Source organism: Bacillus capparidis (assembly GCF_017832095.1).
Classification (GTDB): Bacteria; Bacillota; Bacilli; order Bacillales; family Bacillaceae; genus Bacillus; species Bacillus gobiensis.
This window is the reverse complement of sequence record NZ_JAFDST010000002.1, coordinates 443,808-463,607: the sequence shown is the minus strand read 5'-3', so window position 1 is coordinate 463,607 and position 19,800 is coordinate 443,808. Positions and strand designations below refer to the sequence as shown.

7 protein-coding genes are annotated in these 19,800 nt (G+C 38.5%); 6 read left to right on the top strand and 1 reads right to left on the bottom strand.

Going from position 1 to position 19,800, the window contains the following annotated elements; all coding sequences use genetic code 11:
- The first annotated feature begins 100 nt into the window (after window positions 1–100).
- The 4 genes from JOC74_RS09370 to wecB all read left to right on the top strand — a co-directional run bounded on the left by JOC74_RS09370 (window position 101) and on the right by wecB (window position 6,322).
- A complete protein-coding gene (locus JOC74_RS09370) occupies window positions 101–1,630 on the top strand; it encodes a glycosyltransferase (protein WP_053604326.1) in 1,530 nt (509 codons plus the stop codon).
- Window positions 1,631–1,662: 32 nt separating this feature from the next.
- Window positions 1,663–3,177 (top strand): glycosyltransferase, encoded by a 1,515-nt coding sequence (locus tag JOC74_RS09365; RefSeq protein WP_053604325.1) that lies wholly within the window; start codon window positions 1,663–1,665, stop codon window positions 3,175–3,177.
- Window positions 3,178–3,252: 75 nt separating this feature from the next.
- Window positions 3,253–5,166 (top strand): glycosyltransferase family 2 protein, encoded by a 1,914-nt coding sequence (locus JOC74_RS09360; protein ID WP_245212883.1) that lies wholly within the window; start codon window positions 3,253–3,255, stop codon window positions 5,164–5,166.
- Window positions 5,167–5,185: 19 nt separating this feature from the next.
- On the top strand, window positions 5,186–6,322 hold the full coding sequence (gene wecB, locus JOC74_RS09355; RefSeq protein ID WP_053604323.1) for a non-hydrolyzing UDP-N-acetylglucosamine 2-epimerase: 1,137 nt from the start codon (window positions 5,186–5,188) through the stop codon (window positions 6,320–6,322).
- 277 nt (window positions 6,323–6,599) lie between these two features.
- On the opposite strand, the gene JOC74_RS09350 is transcribed toward wecB, so the two are convergent.
- Window positions 6,600–7,580 (bottom strand): NAD-dependent epimerase/dehydratase family protein, encoded by a 981-nt coding sequence (locus JOC74_RS09350; RefSeq protein WP_053604322.1) that lies wholly within the window; start codon window positions 7,578–7,580, stop codon window positions 6,600–6,602.
- Between the two features lie 165 nt (window positions 7,581–7,745).
- On the opposite strand from JOC74_RS09350, the gene JOC74_RS09345 reads away from it, so the two are divergent.
- Both JOC74_RS09345 and JOC74_RS09340 read left to right on the top strand, forming a co-directional pair.
- Complete coding sequence (locus tag JOC74_RS09345; RefSeq protein WP_053604321.1) at window positions 7,746–13,250, top strand: type I polyketide synthase; 5,505 nt, start codon at window positions 7,746–7,748, stop codon at window positions 13,248–13,250.
- The gene (locus tag JOC74_RS09340; RefSeq protein ID WP_053604320.1) at window positions 13,247–19,750 is read left to right on the top strand and encodes a non-ribosomal peptide synthetase; all 6,504 of its coding nucleotides are present in this window, start codon (window positions 13,247–13,249) and stop codon (window positions 19,748–19,750) included. The genes JOC74_RS09345 and JOC74_RS09340 overlap by 4 nt, the downstream gene beginning before the upstream one ends.
- Window positions 19,751–19,800: the final 50 nt, after the last annotated feature.

The window sequence follows — 19,800 nt, the reverse complement described above, 5'->3', positions numbered from 1 at the left end:
AATCGACAGGGCAAAACTTATGATTTCTTTAATAAAAAAGAATTTCGTGGTATCTTATATGAAAGCATTTTATAAATGTAACAATTAATGAGGTGTCATAATGAAAAAAGTATTTATGGTTGTCCATTTGATAGATGTGAACAAAGGCGGCATGACCACTGCCATGCTAAATCGCTCGAAAATGCTCGTTGATAACGGTTTTGCGTCAGATTTGGTCACCTTTGATTATAATCCAAAATACCCAAATATTATTAAAGAATTAAGAGAAATTGGAAAGCTTGATGAAAAAGTAAATATTTTGAATGTCAATGAATACTATAGAGATTTGAACACATCAGGAGAAACAGATACGTCTTATTATGACCAAATGTCTCAAATTGAACAGGAAGGATATCATATTCAGGATGATGAATTCAAAACGAAAAATTACATTAGATATTTTTCGAATGGTGTCTATAAAATGTATAAAAAATGGACCAAAACAGGGTTTTTAAGCCACATTGACCATTTTAACGATACGAGACAACGGGTAAGAAGAGAAGAATTTCATCAAAATAAATATTTGCACAGAGAAGTTGGGTATGACCCAAAGAACAATAAAATGAACATGGAACGGTATTATACTCCGGACGGTTTTTGCTACCTAATGCGCTGGTATGACAGTGAAACTGAAAAACAGCAGCAGGTCTTTTTGTTCAATAAAGACACAAACAAAGCACAAATGTATAAAAACAATAAAGAATACCATGCGGACTGGCTCAATCGTATTTGTAAAGAGGAAGAAGAAAGGCCGTTTGTCATCTGTGACGGACCGGGCAGCTCAAGTAAAGTCAGAGCGATGAAGGCGGATGTTGCGAAGAGAATTTATATGGTTCATATCAATCACTTCGAAAAGCCTTATACGTACGGAAGCAAGGTTAAAACGGATCATATCGATTTTCTTGAAAACATTCATGAGCTCGACGCTCTTGTCGTCTTAACTCATGACCAAAAAAAGGATATTGAAAGACAATTCGGCAGTCACAATAACATTGTCATTATACCGAATTCCCTTCCTTATTCTGAGGTGCCTGAAGTTACAAAAGACGAAAGAAAAGTCAGCATGTTCGTCAGATATCATCGCCAAAAAGCCATCGACGAAGCGATACATGCTTTTGCGAGGGTTATAAAAAAAGTTCCGGATGCAAGGCTCGAAATATACGGCCACGGAAGCGAAAAAGACAATTTAATCGAGCTCATCAATCAGCTGAACCTGACAGAGCATGTGTTTATAAAAGGATATTCAAAAAACGTGAAGAAGGAAATGGCGGAGTCAATCGTTACTCTTATGACCTCTGAATATGAAGCTTTCGGTTTATCCATTATCGAATCCTTTATCAATGGCACGCCTGTTGTCAGCTATGATTGTAATTACGGTCCTCGCGACGTCATACAAGATGGACAAGACGGATTTATTGTCAAGCAGAAAGATCAAAAGGCTTTAGCGGCTCATATCATTAAGCTTTTGAAAAATCCACAACAAGCAAACGAAATGGGGCAAAAAGGAAGAGAAAATGTGTTGGATGAGTTTACCAACCAAGCGGTATTGGATAAATGGCTGAACCTGTTCAAAGAATTAGATAAAAAGTAAGAAAGCAAGCGGCTATTGGAGATGGAGTTTTCATGAACAAGATATATTCTCTTATTTACGAGATTGACGTGAATAAAGGGGGCATCACGAGCTCAATGATGTCCCGTTCTTTTCTTTTTGCTGAAAAAGGCTATTCAATCGATTTAATCACCCTTGATTACAAGGATAATTATGATGAAATCGAAAAAAAATTAAAAAAGAACGGACGGCTTCACCCAAAAGTAAATCTGCTCAATGTCTATCAATACTATCAAGAGAAGCACAGGAACTATCCTATGTCTTTTGAACAAATATCGTACTATGAAAAAAGTTGCAAAGCAGATCAAGATGGGTATGTTGTTTCCTTTAAAAATGATACAACAGCCGACTACTTTTACAACGGAGCTTATGAAATGCAAAAAGTATGGTCGGCAGATGGAAGGCTTTTGCATAAGGTTCTTTATAACGGTTATTCAAAAGTACGAAAAGAAGAGTTCCACATAGATGGCTATGTTCAAAGAGAAACGCTGTTTGACAAAAACACCGGATTCAAAAAAGTGATACGTTATCTCGCTCCTGACGGCTTTTGTTATTTAACCGAATGGTTTAATGATAAAGGGAACATCAATGGAGTACTGCTGTTTGACAGGGACTCTGTTCATTTGCAAAAATTCAACAACCATCGTGATTTTCACACATATTGGCTTGAACAGCTCTGCATGAAAGAAGAAGATCCGATTATCATTTGCGACGGGGTTGGCAGTGCAAATAAAGTGAATGCGATGAAGAATGGAATCGCAAGAAGATATTACTGTGTCCATTCCAATCATCTTGATTTTCCTCATACGTATGGAAGTCCTGTCAGGGAAAATCATCGTTATGCTCTGGAGCATATTGAGGACTATGACGGCCTGATAGTGTTGACGGAAGAGCAGAAGGAAGATATAGAAAAGGATTTTCCCTCAAAAGATAACATTTATGTGATTCCGCATGCACCTAGGAGGTTACATCTTACGGAACCGATCGATAAAAAGAAAAATCTTTTTGTTATGATCGCCAGATACCATGAGGAAAAAGGAATCGATAAAGCGATTAAAGCAATGGCTCACCTAAAAGAAACTCATCCAGGCATTGAGCTTCATATTTATGGAAGCGGACCGAACGAGCAAGAATATCGAAAGCTGAGAGAGCAGCTCGGGGCGGACAATGTGCAATTGCACGGATATGCCTCTGACCCGGGAACCCTTTATTCAGAAGCATTAGCCACGCTGCTTACCTCAAAATTTGAAGGCTTCAGCTTGGCGATTTGTGAATCTTTTTCGTGCGCCACCCCAGTTATTAGCTTTAACGTTAAATACAGCCCGGCAGAATTAATCGAGAATGGGAAAACGGGGCTTTTAGTTGAGAAAGATAATATTGAAGAATTGGCAAACAGCATTGCTTTCTTTTACGAAAATCCTCAGCTGGCAATTGAATGCGGGTCGCTTGCACAGGAAAAAATAAATGATTGCTACAATGAAGAAATTCTCATGAATCGCTGGGAAAACGTCCTTCAGCTAAAAAAATAGCTTTGTATGCGGCCAAGTTTACTTTATGCGATGAAAGAACAATCTATTTACAGGCAAGAATTGGAGAGTCAGATTTTGAAGATTAGTATTGCAGTACCTACATATAATTCTGAACGCTATATTTCGCGCTGTCTTGATAGCTTGATTCATCAGAGCATGCCTGACACTGATTATGAAATCATTTGCGTAGACGATTATTCAAACGATCAAACAGTGAAGATTCTCAAGGAATATAGCCGAACGTATAAGCAGCTTTCTCTTATTTTACGAAGCGTGAATTCGGGTGGACCGGGAGAACCGAGAAACGAAGCGATTCAGGTGGCGAAGGGAAAATACATTTTCTTTGTGGACTCAGACGATTATTTGGAGGAAGAAGCGTTAGAGCGTATGTATACGTACGCAGAACAGAACCAGTCTGATATTGTTCTCGGGAAAATGAAGGGTGTAAACGGGAGAGCGGTGCCCGCTGCTATATTTCAAGAAAACCTTCCCGAAGCCGATCTCATTCAATCAAGCTTAGTCTATGCGATGGGTCCTACTAAGCTGTTCAGGCTGTCGCTGCTGAAAGAAAACAATATATTTTTCCCAACCGGGATTCAAGCGACCGAGGATCAGGTGTTTGTCATGAAGGCCTATTTATGTTCTAAGCGAATTTCTGTGTTAGCTGATTATACCTGCTATTATGCAGTTCAGCGAGACGAAGGCGAGCATATGACTTTCGCATACGTACCGCCCTATGACTATTATGAGGCGATGCAGGCCGTTGTTGATTTAATCAAGGATTCGCATCTTGAGCTAAATCGCAAAGAAGCTTTGCTTGCGAAATTTATGAACCGTCATTTTGATTTTTCTCGCACAACCGACTTTTTGGAAATGATTGAAGAAGAAGAAAAGCAGAGAGAATGGATGGCAGCTCTGCATAAATTCATCGTCAGTTATATCCCGGAATCAATCGACAGCAAGGTTCATCCTGATCATGGCTTTAAGCTGCATTTGATTCGAACGAATGATTTTCCGGGGCTGAAATCGTTTGAAAAAGAATTAAAGGATCTGCAATCCTTCACCTCTATTAAAGAAGGAAAGCTTGTTGCACATTTTCCTTCATTAGTGAAGGCCAACTATCCGAAAAAGCAATTGACAGTCAACCGGAAAAATAAATTGCAATCATTCCTGTCTTCGATCCAGATTAGCCATAACGTAATACAAGTGTCTGGTACAGCCGGGCATTCGGCGATGAAAAATAATGAATTGACGCAAATGGTGAAGGCAATTTGGATTCATCGAGAAACAAAAAAAGAAAAAGTCTTTTTATCAGATCAAATAATAAATGAATCCTTTGTTTTTTCAATGAAATTTGATGATATCGCTGAAGAACCGGCAGATTTGGGTGTGTGGGATTTTTACATTGAAAGCTCAATCGATGGATATACGAAACGGACAAGAGCCGGCAATCAAAAAAATCCGTATCCTTATTCCGATCATGCGAAGTATATCGGGAATAACGGGCATTATGTTTACGAAGCAAGGCCGCACTTTACCACGGACTCTGACGATTTGTCGCTGGAGCTGAGAGAAGTTTCCTCCATTGAAATAGATGTATACGAAGAAGACAGTTTTTCCGCAGTGACGTTGGAGTTTCCCGATCAGCAATTATTTTTTCCGGAGAAGTCCCAGGTTTTTATAAAATGCATCGATTTTGAAATTTTAGTGCCGGTTAAAACAATCAAATCGCTACCTGAAAAAACGTTAGTCCGCATCGATAAACAAATTTTGAGCAGGTATATGCCTGTCTTTGATAATCATGAAATCAGGTGCGCGTTGTCGATTAATTCCCGAAATTGCAGGCTAAAGCCTCTGAAAGAAAGCAAGTCAGTTTTTCTTTATAAAAAATCGATGGAAAAGAAACAGAGTCTATTTAAAACAAAGAAAAAAGTGGAATATTACTTGAAAGCGGAAAACGCTGAATTTTACTTGTCTCACCATTCTTAAACAGAGAGGCGGTTTTAAAATGAAGCCACTCAAGGTTATGTCCGTTTTTGGCACCAGGCCGGAAGCGATAAAAATGGCTCCGCTCGTGCTGGAGATGAAAAAGCATCAAGAAATTGAGCCGCTTGTTACAGTAACTGCCCAGCATAGGCAGATGCTTGATCAGGTGCTTCATGCATTCGATATTACTCCTGATTTTGACTTGAATATTATGAAAGAGCGGCAAACATTGTCTGAAATTACGTCCAACGCGCTCGTAAAATTGGATAAGCTGTTTCATGAAGTTAAACCTGATATCGTTTTAGTTCATGGTGATACGACAACGACCTTTGCCGGAAGCCTTGCAGCTTTTTATCACCAAATTCCGGTCGGACATGTGGAAGCAGGCTTGAGGACGAGAAATAAATACTCTCCTTTTCCGGAGGAGCTGAACAGGCAAATGACCGGATGTGTAGCCGACTACCATTTTGCCCCCACCCTTCAGGCACAGCAAAACCTGTTAGATGAAGGGAAAAATCCGGATTCGATATTTGTAACCGGCAATACAGCGATAGATGCATTGAATACGACTGTTACTGAAGATTATATTCACCCGGTGCTTGATAGAATCGGAAGAGGGAGAATGATCCTGCTGACCGCCCACCGCAGAGAGAATATCGGGGAGCCGATGAGGAACATTTTTCATGCCGTCCGTCGAATCGTGAATAAATTTTCAGACGTTCATGTCGTTTATCCGGTACACATGAATCCTGCTGTCCAACAGATTGCCAATGAAATATTGGGTGATTTGGATCGAGTTCACTTAATTGATCCTTTGGAAGTGATTGATTTCCATAACATTGCGGCCAGATCATTCCTTATTCTAACTGATTCCGGCGGGATACAGGAGGAAGCCCCTTCTCTCGGCAAGCCGGTACTCGTATTGAGAGATACGACTGAGCGGCCGGAAGGAATAAAAGCAGGAACGCTTAAATTGGCAGGCACGGATGAAGGGCATATTTATCATCTGGCAGAGCAGTTGTTAACGAATCGAGAAAAATATAGAGAGATGTCTCAAGCATCCAATCCTTATGGGGATGGATCAGCATCCAAACGGATTGTGCAGGAGATATTGTTCCGGTTCAACTATTCGATGCAAAAAGCACTTCCTTTTAAATAGAGGCCTCAATAAAGGAATAGTCCTCAGGAAATTTATGGATGGTTCTATTATAAGGAAGAAGTTTACTGACCCCAGAAGAGAAAAGGGTGTTCTAAAAGTTCGGATACCCTTTAATCTTTGATTGAGGTATAAAGTTAAAACAAATCACATGTTTAAATGAGATATTTATAAAAATTAGCGGTTTCATAACTAAAGCAGTCTAGCTGCCGCTGGGTAATAATCATTCTGATAGATAGGTATCCATCATATAAGCCGGATCCATGATGTGATCGCTTATCTATTTTGTTGTGTTCGCAAGTGGACGGTCTGTATTAGATTGGTTATATGTCGTTTTGTACCAAGCAACTGTTTGGCGAATCGCTTCATCTTGCGGAGTAATAGAAAATGAGAATTGTTTTTGGAATTTATTTGAATCTACAATGAAATCATTTAAGTGCTGATACATTATTTCGCGGAATTCTCTCATGCCGGAATTAAATATTCCTGCAATATCAACGATGAATTTTCCGGCAGTTCTATACTTTGGTGTTGTTCCGAGCTCATCAGCAATTTTTTGTACGATTTCACGTGTAGTCGTGGGTTCGGGAGCAGGAATATGCCAAATTTCACCCAATGCTTCCTGATGTTCTCCAAGTATAATGAGTCCATTGGCAAAATCACGAATGAAAATATAGGAGTGCTTCTTATCAGGATTCCCCAGAATATTTGCAGGCTTACCTTCCATTAAACTTTTAATCACCTGTTCGCCTAATGACGAATTCTTGACACGCGGCCCATAAAAATCCGTACCTCTGCCAATTGTCGCCTGCACTTTACCGGATTTATGGGCATTCATTAATTTTGCGGCCACTTCAGCCCGCACCTTTGTTTTCTTGCCAACTGTATTATATGAAGAATTCTCATGTAAAGGCTCATCATGAGGGCCGTAAGCATAAACATTATCTGCGTAAACTATTTTGATCTGATGCTTTGCCGCAGCTTCGATGATATTATCCATCATAATGGGAAACAACTCCGGCCATGATGAATAGGGAATTCCTATACAGTGATATATCACAGATATCTCATAAGAATTGCAAATATCCAATACACTATCAAGATTAGTAGCGTCTCCTTTTATTACCTTCACAGACTGAGGAACATCCGCTTTTCCGCTCCTATTCACTAAGAGCACTTTTTTGTCTTCTTGAATAAGCTGGTCCATAATAGTAAGCCCTAAAGGTCCTGTTCCGAAAATCGCATGATACCCATTCGTCATTTGTTTTACCCCCAGATAGTAATTTCTAATACATTTTATCACTTTTTAAACAACAGCTGTTTACAAAATATTAAAGAAAATTTAAATTTTTGTAAATATTAGTATGATAATGTATAATAGGTCACAAAAAGTCCTTCTAAAAAACTATTCAAGGGGAAGATAAGCATGAATCAGACAAACGAACCAATTGCCATTATCGGAATGGGTTGTAGGTTTCCAGGAGGAGGAAATAACACCGAAGAATTTTGGCAGAATCTTGTAAGTGGGAAGGATTCCATTACAGAGATTCCAAAAGATAGATGGGATATCGATCGTTATTATGACCCAAATAGCAAGAAAAAAGGCAAATCAAAGGCGAAATGGGGAGGGTTTCTTGATAAGATTGCGGAGTTTGACGCGGAGTTTTTTGGGATATCACCAAGGGAAGCCAGCTTATTAGATCCCCAGCAAAGGCTGTTGTTAGAAGTTACATATGCAGCGTTTGAAGATGCAGGACTGCCAGTTGATAGTTTAGCAGGCAAAAACATAGGAGTATACATAGGAGCCTTTACGCTTGATTGGAAATTGCTTCAATTTACAGAAAGTAATCGAAGTATGATCGATTCGCACTCTGCAACAGGTTCGATGATGACTTTATTATCAAATCGTTTATCGTATGCATTTGATTTGAAAGGTCCTTCTCTATCAGTTGACACAGCTTGCTCCTCTTCTTTAGTCGCACTGCATCTTGCCTGCCAAAGTATTTTACAAAAAGAATCTTCTATGGCGGTAGTCGGCGGCGTTAATGTTATGTTAAAACCAGAATATTTTATCGCAGAATCAAAAGCAGGAATGCTCTCTCCGGATGGCCGTTCGAAGACGTATGACAGCCGCGCAAATGGGTATGTTCGCGGGGAAGGTGCTGGAGTAATTGTATTAAAACCTCTTTCTAAAGCAATTGAAGACGGTGATTATATCCATTCACTCATACGCGCTTCAGGGAGTAACCAGGATGGTCAAACATCCAGTATTACTGTACCAAGCGGTCAATCTCAAGAAAATCTGATGAGAACTATATACGAACAAAATGGAATATCACCTTCTAGTATTCAATATATTGAAGCTCACGGTACTGGAACACCGGTTGGAGATCCAATCGAGGCGAAAGCAATTGGAAAGGTCTATTCCCAAGGGCGTTTAAACGGACAAAAAACGTTGATTGGTTCAGTAAAAACGAATATTGGCCATACAGAGGCTGCCGCTGGAATAGCCGGTGTCATTAAAACAGTTATGAGTATGAAAAATAATTTGATTCCAAAACACCTTCATATGAATAAAGTCAATCCTGATATTGACTTTGAAGAATTGGGATTAAAAGTTCCATTAGAAAACACACCTTGGCCGGAAACGAATGGTCCTAAAAGGGCTGCAGTCAATTCCTTTGGATTTGGCGGAACCAACGCACATGTTTTAATTGAAGAATACACCACAACACAAGATAACCTCTATGATGATAACCAACCAGAAGAAAATAACCTTATACCACTATCTGCTAAAAGTAAACAAGCATTATATGACTTTGCTAACCAACTAAAATTATCACTTCCACACAGTCAGACAACTTTGACAAGCTTAGGATATACTTTGTCCCGAAGAAGAGATCACCATTCTCATAGATTAGCAATCATAACCGATTCAATAAGCGATTTACAGAATAAACTTGATATATATTTATCTGAAACAACAAACTCACTTCTTCTTGAAGGGGTCGTGACAAATAAATCACCATTAGTATTTGTATTAACAGGTATGGGCCCTCAATGGTGGGGAATGGGACATGAATTGTATCAAAAAGAAACTATATTCAGAGATATGATCGATAAAATTGATGAGATTTTTCAAGATTTATCAGGCTGGTCTTTACGAGATGAAATGTTGAAAAATGAAACCGATTCATCCATGGACCAAACCAAACTTTCGCAGCCAGCTAATTTCGCCGTTCAAGTTGCCCTATGTGAATTATGGAAATCCAAAGGGGTTTTACCAGATGCGATTATTGGCCATAGTGCCGGAGAAGCAGCGGCTGCCTTTGTCTCCGGAGCTTTAAGTCTTGAAGATGCTGTTAAAGTAATCTACACAAGAAGCAGATTGCAGCAGCTTTTAACCGGAAAAGGAAGAATGCTGGCAGTTGGAATGTCAGAGGAAGCCATCGAGAATTATATTGGGATGTACAAAGATGTTGTATCCGTCGCGGCGATTAATAGCCCGAATTCTATAACGCTTGTTGGCGATGAGGATGCTTTAGATAAAATTTCTAAAAATTTAGATAATGATAAAGTATTTCAAAAATACTTGCATGTAAGTGTTCCTTATCATAGTCATTACATGGAAGAGATTAAGGAGGAGTTGTTAGACTCCCTGCAGGATATAAAGACTCACAAACCAGTCATTCCAATTTATTCAACTGTTGACGGGAATCAATGTGATGAATCCTATTTCGATGCAGAATATTGGTGGAATAATGTAAGGCAGCCTGTTCGCTTTGCCAAGGGTTGTATGGAGCTTATTATGAGAGAATTTCGCTCTTTCCTTGAAATCGGACCGCATCCAGTTCTTGCATCATCCATAAATGAATGCCTAAAACAATGCGGAGTTGACGGCGAAACTTATTCTTCTCTGCGCAGAAAAGAACCTGAAATCGAGTATGTAAACAATACCTTCATGCAATTATATGTGAATGGTTCTGAGATTAATTGGGACATGCTGTATCCAGAGCAGAGATATATTACAAAGGTTCCATTGTATCCTTGGCAAAAAGAGTATTATTGGGCAGAAACAGAAAAAGCAAAAAGAGATAGATTAGGGAACCAAGAGGCTCATCCAATATTAGGGGAACGTATAGGCTCGATAAATAATGTTTGGAGAAATCAATTAAATCTTAACCATGTGCCTTTTATAAGTGATCATAAAATTCAAGGAACAGTTGTTTTTCCAGGTGCCGGTTATGTGGATATGGCTATATCATCGGTTGCAGAAATTTACGGAAAAAACAACGTAACTTTCAATGTAGAAAATATTCAATTCAAAAAAGCTTTATTTTTAACGGCCGACCAAGATGTTGAAATGAATTTTACTTACAATGACAGAAATGGCGAGTTTCAAATATTTAGCCAAGCGAGCGGAGAGGAACATCAATCCTGGGATCTTAACGCAGCTGGGGTAGTTTTGCCTGTTGCAGCATCAGGTGAACAAATCGAGATTGAAACTCTTAAAAGCCGGATTACTGACACAGTCAGCAAACAGGAATGCTATCAACATTTTCAAACATTAGGATTAGAGTATGGTGAACAGTTCCAAGGGATTGAGCTGTTATGGAGAAATCAAAATGAGAACGAGTCTTTGGCTCAAATTCAAATCAAACCACAGCTGTTAGAACATGTTAATGAATATACCATCCATCCTGCAGTTCTAGATTTATGCTTTCAAGTAATGGCTGCGGCACTGCCTTTTGAGCAAACTCCAACCGTTTATATGCCGGTCGAAATCAAAAAAGGGAAAGTATACAAATCTCTAACGGATCAGATGTGGGTATATGCAAAAATTAATGAAAAATCTGAAGGCAACTTAATTGGCGATATTTATCTAGTAAATGAACAGGGAGAAGTGATTTTAGAGATTAATCAATGTAAAGCCGTTTCCTTAAAAGATGTGGATCATTCACCATCCGTTCAACAAAAATTATATGAATTACAATGGAAGGAATCTGAATGGAGACAGGAAGAAAAGAAGGCGGCGGCAGGAGAAGGATATTGGCTTATTTTTGCTGACAAAGGAGGAGTGGGACATAAAATAGCTTCTTCACTTGAGAAAGAAGGGGAGAAGGTAAAGCTTGTCCAACATTCCTTAGAAAATTCTCAATCTAGCATTGTCATAAATCCAAGTGCACAAGATTCATATCAAGAGTTATTGGAAACCTATGACTGTAAGCGAATCATTCATTTATGGAGCCTTGATTTATCAAACAATCAATCTTTAAACAGGGATGCTTTACAAGAAGCGGAAAGATTGTCCACAAATTCAGTTCTATTGTTATTAAAGGCTCTCTCCGAAAATAAATCAGCGAATAAAGAAGGGCTGCTGTGGTTGATTACTAGAGGAGCACAGAAAATTACTGATTCAGACTCGGAAATGAATTTATCTCAATCCAGCCTATGGGGTATGGCAAAGGTGATTGGCCATCAAGAGTTCTATCATCTATTTGGGGGAATTATTGACTTAGATATTAACGGAACAGATGATGATTCACAAAATATTTTAAATGAACTCTCTTTTGGAGATATGGAAGACCAAATTGCTTACAGAAAAGGAAAAAGGTTTGTCGCAAGAATGGAAATCAATCAATTTAGTGACAGTCATACAAAATCTTTTCCTGTCCATTTTAATCCATCTTCTACGTATCTGATCACTGGGGGACTTGGTTCATTAGGGATTGTTACAGCGAAGTGGATGATTTCGAATGGAGCCCGCCATTTTATCTTAATGGGAAGAACACAGCTTCCAAATAGACAAAGCTGGAGAGATATCGACAGCAATCATCTTCATTACGCGAAAATTAACTCTATTATTGAGCTGGAGCGATTAGGGGCAACAATTCATGTAGCATCTGTTGATATTGCAGATAAAGATCAATTGACAGAGTATCTGGATGGATTCCATAAAATGGGCTTCCCGGAGGTGGGAGGTATTATTCATTCAGCTGGCACAGCAAAACCTCAGTTAATGAAGGATATGGAAGTAGGAGAATTTAATAAAGTGCTTCGTCCAAAAATATGGGGTGCATGGAATTTACATGAATATTTTGATGGCAAGGATTTAGAATTCTTCATCATGTATTCTTCAGTCGCTTCACTTGTTGTTTCTCCGGGACAAAGCAATTATTCAGCTGCCAATGCGTTTCTTGATGCCTTGTCTAATTATCGGAATTCTCTTGGAAAGCGTTCCGTAAGTGTCAATTGGGGACCGTGGAAAGAAGTAGGGATGGCTACAAAATTGGATTTGAATACTTTCTTCATTGATAGGGGCTTATATCCAATGAACCCGGAAGAGGGCTTAGAATGTTTAGAAATGATTTTAAGTCAATCAAAATCACAATTGGCCGTACTAGGAGCAGATTGGAATAAAATTGCCATACGGAATTATCCGGTGGAGTATACGCCAATAATGGTTTCTTCCTTAATCGATACGGCTTCGAATACAAAAACAATGGATTCAAAACAGACTGAGAGCATTTTAGCTAAAATTCAAAGTTTACAAGATGAAAGTGAAAAATTAAACGCCATCCAAGAATATTTAACCGATACAGTGGCAGCTGTTTTACGTATGGATAAAACGAAACTAAATCACTCGCAATCTTTAACCAGCTGGGGACTAGACTCTATGATCTCCATTGAATTAAAGAATTTTATCGAACGGGATTTACATGTGGAAATGGCAGTTGTCGATTTATTAAAGGGAATAAATATTTTAGATCTTTCCGAGCATATTCTTGCCATCATTTCAGAATCTGATCAATTAATAGATGATGTTGAACTCTCTGAGCTTTTAAATGAAATGGAATCATATTCACCAGCAGAGCTAGAGTCAGTATTAAAAGAAATTTCAGCAAGTAAAGAAGGGGAAAAGATGCGATGAATAGGTTATTGGATACTATTTCTGGATTATCGGAAGAGAAAAAAGCGTTAATACAAAAAGAGTTGCAAAAAAGGCTTGAAAAGGAGAAGAAAAAGATTGTTCCGGGGGAGAGAGGAAAAACAGCTTTCCCTCTCTCTTCAAGCCAACAAAGAATGTTCTTTCTAGAAAAATTGGATGCCGGCAATCCTTTCTATAATATTCCTGGCTGCTTAAAATTCAAAGGCTTTTTAGATCTGGTGGTTTTGGAAGAAGCCCTCAATCTATTGATCCAAAGGCATAATGTTCTTCGTATGCATTTTGTTGTCAACGAGGATGGAGATGGATTCCAAAGAATTAACGATCAATTTAACAAAATCGAGTTGGTGGTAAAAAACGTTCAAGGCTATACGAATGAACAAATTCAAGAACTCATTACTAGTCTGCTGCAACAGCCGTTTTACTTAGAAAAAGGTCCATTATGGAGCGCTTCTATTTTACAAAAAGATGCAGAGGAATCTCTGCTTGTTTTATCTTTCCACCATATCATTTTTGATGGGTGGTCTCTTGAAAACTTCATACAACAGCTGTTAACGATTTATAAACAGATTAGTGAAGAAAACGTAAGAACAGAAGTTAATCTAAATGATTTGCAATATACTGATTATGTAGAATGGGAAAAGTCCTACATGACAGAAGAAAAAAAGGAAAAACAGTTAGCCTTTTGGGAGAAGGAGTTAGAAGGGTGTACTGAGCTGCTTAATCTCCCTTTAGATTATCAACGGCCAAAAGAACAGAATCATAAGGGAAAGCTGTACTCAATAGAGATGCCAAGAGAGGTATATCATCAGTTATCCGAAGTATGTAAAGAGAATGATACAACATTGTTTATGATGACTCTTGCAGCATTTAAGGTTTTACTAAGCCGAAATTCTAACCAAGAAGATATTATTGTAGGGTTCCCCATCTCCTGCCGTGATCAAGCTGAAATAAAAGACTTAATTGGCTTATTTGTGAATACTTTACCGATTAGAAGCAAGTTATCCTCTCAATTATCATTTATCGATTTGTTAAAGCAAGTGAAATCGAATTCTTTACAGGTGTTCGAAAATAAATATGTTTCATTTGATTCTGTAGTAGAACGAGTTCGCCCGACTAGAGAATTGAGTTACAATCCGATCTTTCAAGTTTTGTTTTCTTATCAAAATGCCATCCCATCAGTACAATTAGAAAATCTCATCGTTGATTTTGAACATATTGATCCGGGAACCTCTAAATTTGATCTATCATTAGACATTTTTGAAGGAAGCGGCGACGTTTTGCCGAAAATAGTATTTGAGTACAATACGGATCTATTTCATGGCAGTACCGTTCAAAGAATGGCAAATCAATATTTACATTTATTGAGTCAAATCGCAAAGGATCCTGAACAAAGCATCTCTCATCTCAATTTACTGACAGAAGATGAGGAAGAAGAGCTTGCTAAGCTGGGAAGCGGCCCCGAGCAATTTTATGATTCTTCTGAATCTGTGATGGCATTGTTTGAGAAAGCAGTTCATGCTAATCATGAAAGTGTTGCACTCTCGTATCGCGATCATTGTTATAGCTATGATGAATTGAATAAAGCAGTCAATCGTTTCGCCAGCTATCTAAACAAACAAGGTGTGCAAAAGAATGAATTAGTTGGTATATCGATCGATAAATCGATGGAAATGGTAATCAGCATGCTGGCTGTATTGAAAATTGGAGCAGCCTATGTACCTATTGATCCTCAGTATCCGATCGAAAGACAAGAATTTATCATAAATGACAGCGGTATAAAAGTGCTTATTACATCTCACCAAGTAAATCACGATTTGTCACTTGCGCTTAATGAAGTCATTGTTCTAAATGATTCGGTTATTGCTGAATTGAAGGAGATGGATGACGAGTACCAAGCAGTAGAAGTCAATTTAGACGACACAGCATATATCATCTATACTTCTGGTACTACCGGCCAGCCTAAAGGTGTCATTATTTCTCATGGCAATCTTGTAAATGCATACTTCGGCTGGGAAAGAGCCTATTCTTTGTCCGATGGTATAAAGACACATTTGCAAATGGCGAGTTTTTCCTTTGATGTTTGTACGGGGGATATCATACGGGCGCTGCTCTCCGGTGCAAAACTTGTTTTATGTCCTCCTGAATTTTTGACAGATTCTGAAGAATTGTATCAATTAATAGTAAAAGAACAGGTTGATTTTGCTGAGTTTGTTCCAGCAGTTTTCCGTCATCTTATTCAGTTCTTAGAGGATACCAATCAAAAACTGGACCATATGAAGATTGTTGTCCTTGGTTCTGATGTTTGGTACATGGATGAATATAAACAGTTTCAGTCTTATTTGAATCCAGAGGCTAGATTGATTAACTCCTATGGTTTAACGGAAGATACTATTGATTCCACTTTTTTTGAATCGAATCACGAACATTTGCCACAGGCATCGACTGTTCCGATTGGAAAACCGTTGGCAAATAAACAGCTGTTTATTCTGGACTCTGAACTCAATATGGTGCCATTTGGCGTTATAGGGGAGCTTTATATTGGGGGAAAAGGCGTAGCAAAAGGCTATATGAATCGAAATGAATTAACGAATGAAAGATTTATTTATCACGCAGTTGGTGAAGAATCCATCTATTTATATAAAACAGGGGATTTAGCACGATTTTTGTTAGATGGAAATATTGAACTGATCGGCAGAACGGATAGTCAAGTGAAAATCAGGGGCTTTCGTGTGGAATTAAATGAGGTAAGTGCTGTTCTTTTGAAATTTGCGGATTTGAAAGACTGCATTGTAGTAGATTATGGTGATCATAATGATAAGCAGCTAATTGCTTATTATGTAGAGAGCGATAAAGAAATTCATACTCAAGATTTAAGAAACCATATGAAAAAGTCCTTACCAGACTATATGGTTCCTAATCAATTTATCAAAATTGATCAGATTCCGCTTAGTGCAAACGGAAAAATCAATCGCCAGCTGCTGCCTGCTCCTGATTTAGAAAAGTATTTATCCTCTTATGTGGCGGCAAGAACTTTAAATGAAAGCATGTTACAGGATATATGGGAACAAATATTTGCGCAGCCGCGTATTGGAGTAAATGATAATTTCTTTGAATTAGGCGGCCACTCGCTTATGGCGATGCAAATTACCAGTCAAATTCGTAAAGCGTTCCATATTCATGTTCCGCTAAAGGCGATTTTTGAAGCGCCAACCATAGCCAAATTAGCTGAATATATCTCCAAGCTTGAAGGAAAAGGGCAAAATGATGTATTTGATCTTCCGGAATACAAACCTGATAAAGAAAATAAGTATGAACCTTTTCCGTTAACCGATGTACAACAAGCGTATTGGGTAGGAAGACAGGAAATATTTGAGCTTGGGAATGTGACGACGCACAGCTATGACGAATTAGAAGCTGAGAATCTGGATGTTGAGGCTTTTGAACAAGCATGGAATCAATTAATTATGCGGCACGAAATGCTGCGGACGGTAATTTCTGAAGATGGCTACCAGCAAACATTAAAAGAAGTACCTTATTATAAAATAAAAGTATTAGACTTTGAACATTCAAATGAAGAACAGTGCTCAATTGGTTTACAAGGGGTTCGAGACGAAATGTCTCATCAAAAATTAAGTGTGACACAATGGCCGACCTTTGACATTCGAGTCACAAAGCTAGCTCGTAATCAAGCTAGAATTCACTTTTCTACCGATGCCTTGTTTTGGGATGTTTGGAGCTTTGTCAATTTAGTTAGGGAATTGGTTGTAATTTACGAAGATAAGTCTGAGATGCTGCCAGAATTAGACTTTTCATTCAGAGATTATGTATTTGCTGAACAAGAAATTGTCAAGAACACCAAAAAATATGAAGAAGCAAGAGAGTATTGGAACAATAAAGTGAAATTCTTGCCTCCAGCGCCTGAACTTCCGATAGCTCAAAATCCGCGTTCTATCTTAGAGCCGAAATTTACAAGATATCATCGCGTGCTGGAAAGAGAACGATGGGAAAAATTAAAGAATAAAGCAAGCAGCTATGGGATTACTGTTACGGGACTTTTATTAGCGGTACATGCAGAAGTATTTGCTGCATGGAGCAAGGAACCTGCATTCTCGTTAAATTTGACGTTTTTAAGCCGGCATGCTGTACATCAGCAGGTGACAGATATCGTAGGAGAGTTTACCTCATTAACTTTATTGGCTATCGATCAGCAAATTGGGAGTACATTTATCGAAAGGGCTCGCAAAATCCAAAAAGAATTATGGGATGATTTAGAGCATAATTATATTTCTGGAGTTGAAGTGCTTAGAGCCTTGACTAGTGCCCAAGGTGATGCAACACAGGCAAAAATGCCGGTCGTATTTACTTCAGCACTTGTAGTGCCGGTACCTGACCAGGAAGATACACCGATTCCATTTAAGCCAGTGAGTGAAAACGGGATTACCCAAACATCCCAAGTGTGGCTGGATTGCGGAGTTTGGGAAGATACTAAACGATTGTTGTGCAACTGGGATGTTGTAGAAGAAGTGTATCCTGAAGGATTTATTAAAGACATGTTTGAGTGCTACTGGGCATTTGTCCAGAAATTAGCTGTAGATGATGCGATCTGGGAAGAAAAGGTGATTCCTTTAATTCCGGATGACCAAAAAGAATTAAGAGCCACGATCAATCATACGGAAAAAGAGTGGGAAGAAGGACTCCTGCATTCTAATTTCGAGAAACAGGCTGTACAGAAACCAAATGCAATTGCAGTTGAGACGAGTGATCGTTGTTTTACGTATCAGGAAATAGACCAAAAAGCGAATTCATTGAGTAATTATGTAATAGAATTAGGGGCAAAGAAAAATCAAGCAATTGGCATCATCATGGACAAAGGCTGGGAACAAGTAGTGGCTGGATTATCTGTATTAAAAGCAAATGCTGCCTATTTACCGATTAATCCTGATTTACCTAAGGAGCGCATCGATTATCTGATTCAGAAGGCAGATATCCAGATTATTCTTACGCAGTCGTGGCTAGAGTCTGATTTTAAAGAAAATCGTAACGTACATGTAATAGACGTTGATACCTTTGATTACCTTTCTAACGATGAAAAAGCGCCCCAAATTGAGGCGAATCCAGATGATTTAGCCTATGTTATTTTTACATCTGGCTCAACAGGTGAACCGAAGGGTGTTATGATCTCACATCAAGCAGCGTTGAATACAATCTTAGATGTTAATGAACGTTTCGGTATAACGGAAAAGGATAAAGTGTTAGCATTGTCTAGTTTTACCTTTGACCTTTCTGTCTATGATGTTTTTGGCATGTTAGCATCCGGTGGAACCATTGTTATTCCGGATAAGGAGAAAGCTTTAGACCCTATACATTGGTATGAATTGATAAACGAAAAACAAATTACGGTATGGAATTCTGTGCCGCAGCTTATGTCTTTATTGGTCGAGTATATATACAGCAACAACATGGATCTTCCAGAGTCTATTCGGTTAGTTATGCTAAGCGGTGACTGGATTCCGTTGTCATTGCCAGAACAAATGAAAGATTTATCTGGAAATGATAATCTGCAAGTGATCTCATTAGGTGGTGCCACAGAAGCTTCCATTTGGTCAATTATGTACCCTATCCACAATGTGAAATCAGGATGGAAGAGTATTCCTTATGGTAAACCAATGAAAAATCAAAAAGTGTATGTGTTAAATAAGTTTTTAGAGCATTGCCCTACTTGGGGTTTTGGAGATATTTATATCGGTGGAGTTGGAGTAGCGGAAGGGTATTGGAAGGATGAAGAAAAAACGAAAAATAGTTTTATTATTCATCCTCAGACGGGAGAACGCCTTTATAGAACAGGAGATATAGGGCGTTATCTGCCGGATGGTAATATTGAACTGCTTGGACGTGAAGATAATCAAGTGAAAATTCAAGGATATCGAGTAGAACTTGGAGAAATCGAAGTAAACCTGAGCCAGCATCCACAGATTGAAAAATGTGTCATTTTAGCCAGCAACAAGAATGACATAAAAAGCCTAATTGCTTTCTATATCTCAGAGAATCATATTGAACCGGATCACTTACACCATTTTCTTGAAAACAAAATAGCTAGTTATATGATTCCTTCTCAATTTATATGTATTGACACGATTCCGCTAACGTCCAACGGAAAAGTTGATTACAAAAAGTTGAATTCACTTGTCAAAGAGACAACGCATGCAGCTGAAAAATGGGAGCCTCCTGTTACGGAAATGCAACTGAGTATTACAAAATTGTGGTCTGAGATTTTAAATGTCGACGAGAAAGAGATCGGGATAAATAATAGTTTCTTTGAATTAGGCGGGGATTCGATGCAGGCGATTCGAATGATGACAAAACTCCAAAAAGAATTGTCCATGCAGCTATCTTTGAAGGATTTTTATCAAGAGCCAAGTGTGAGCTCTTTAGCCAATCTTGCTGAGCAAAAAATGTTCATTGGAGCAAATGGAAGTTTATAAGATTTGTACACGAGAGAATAAAATCATTGAAGTGCTGTTCCTTTCTCATT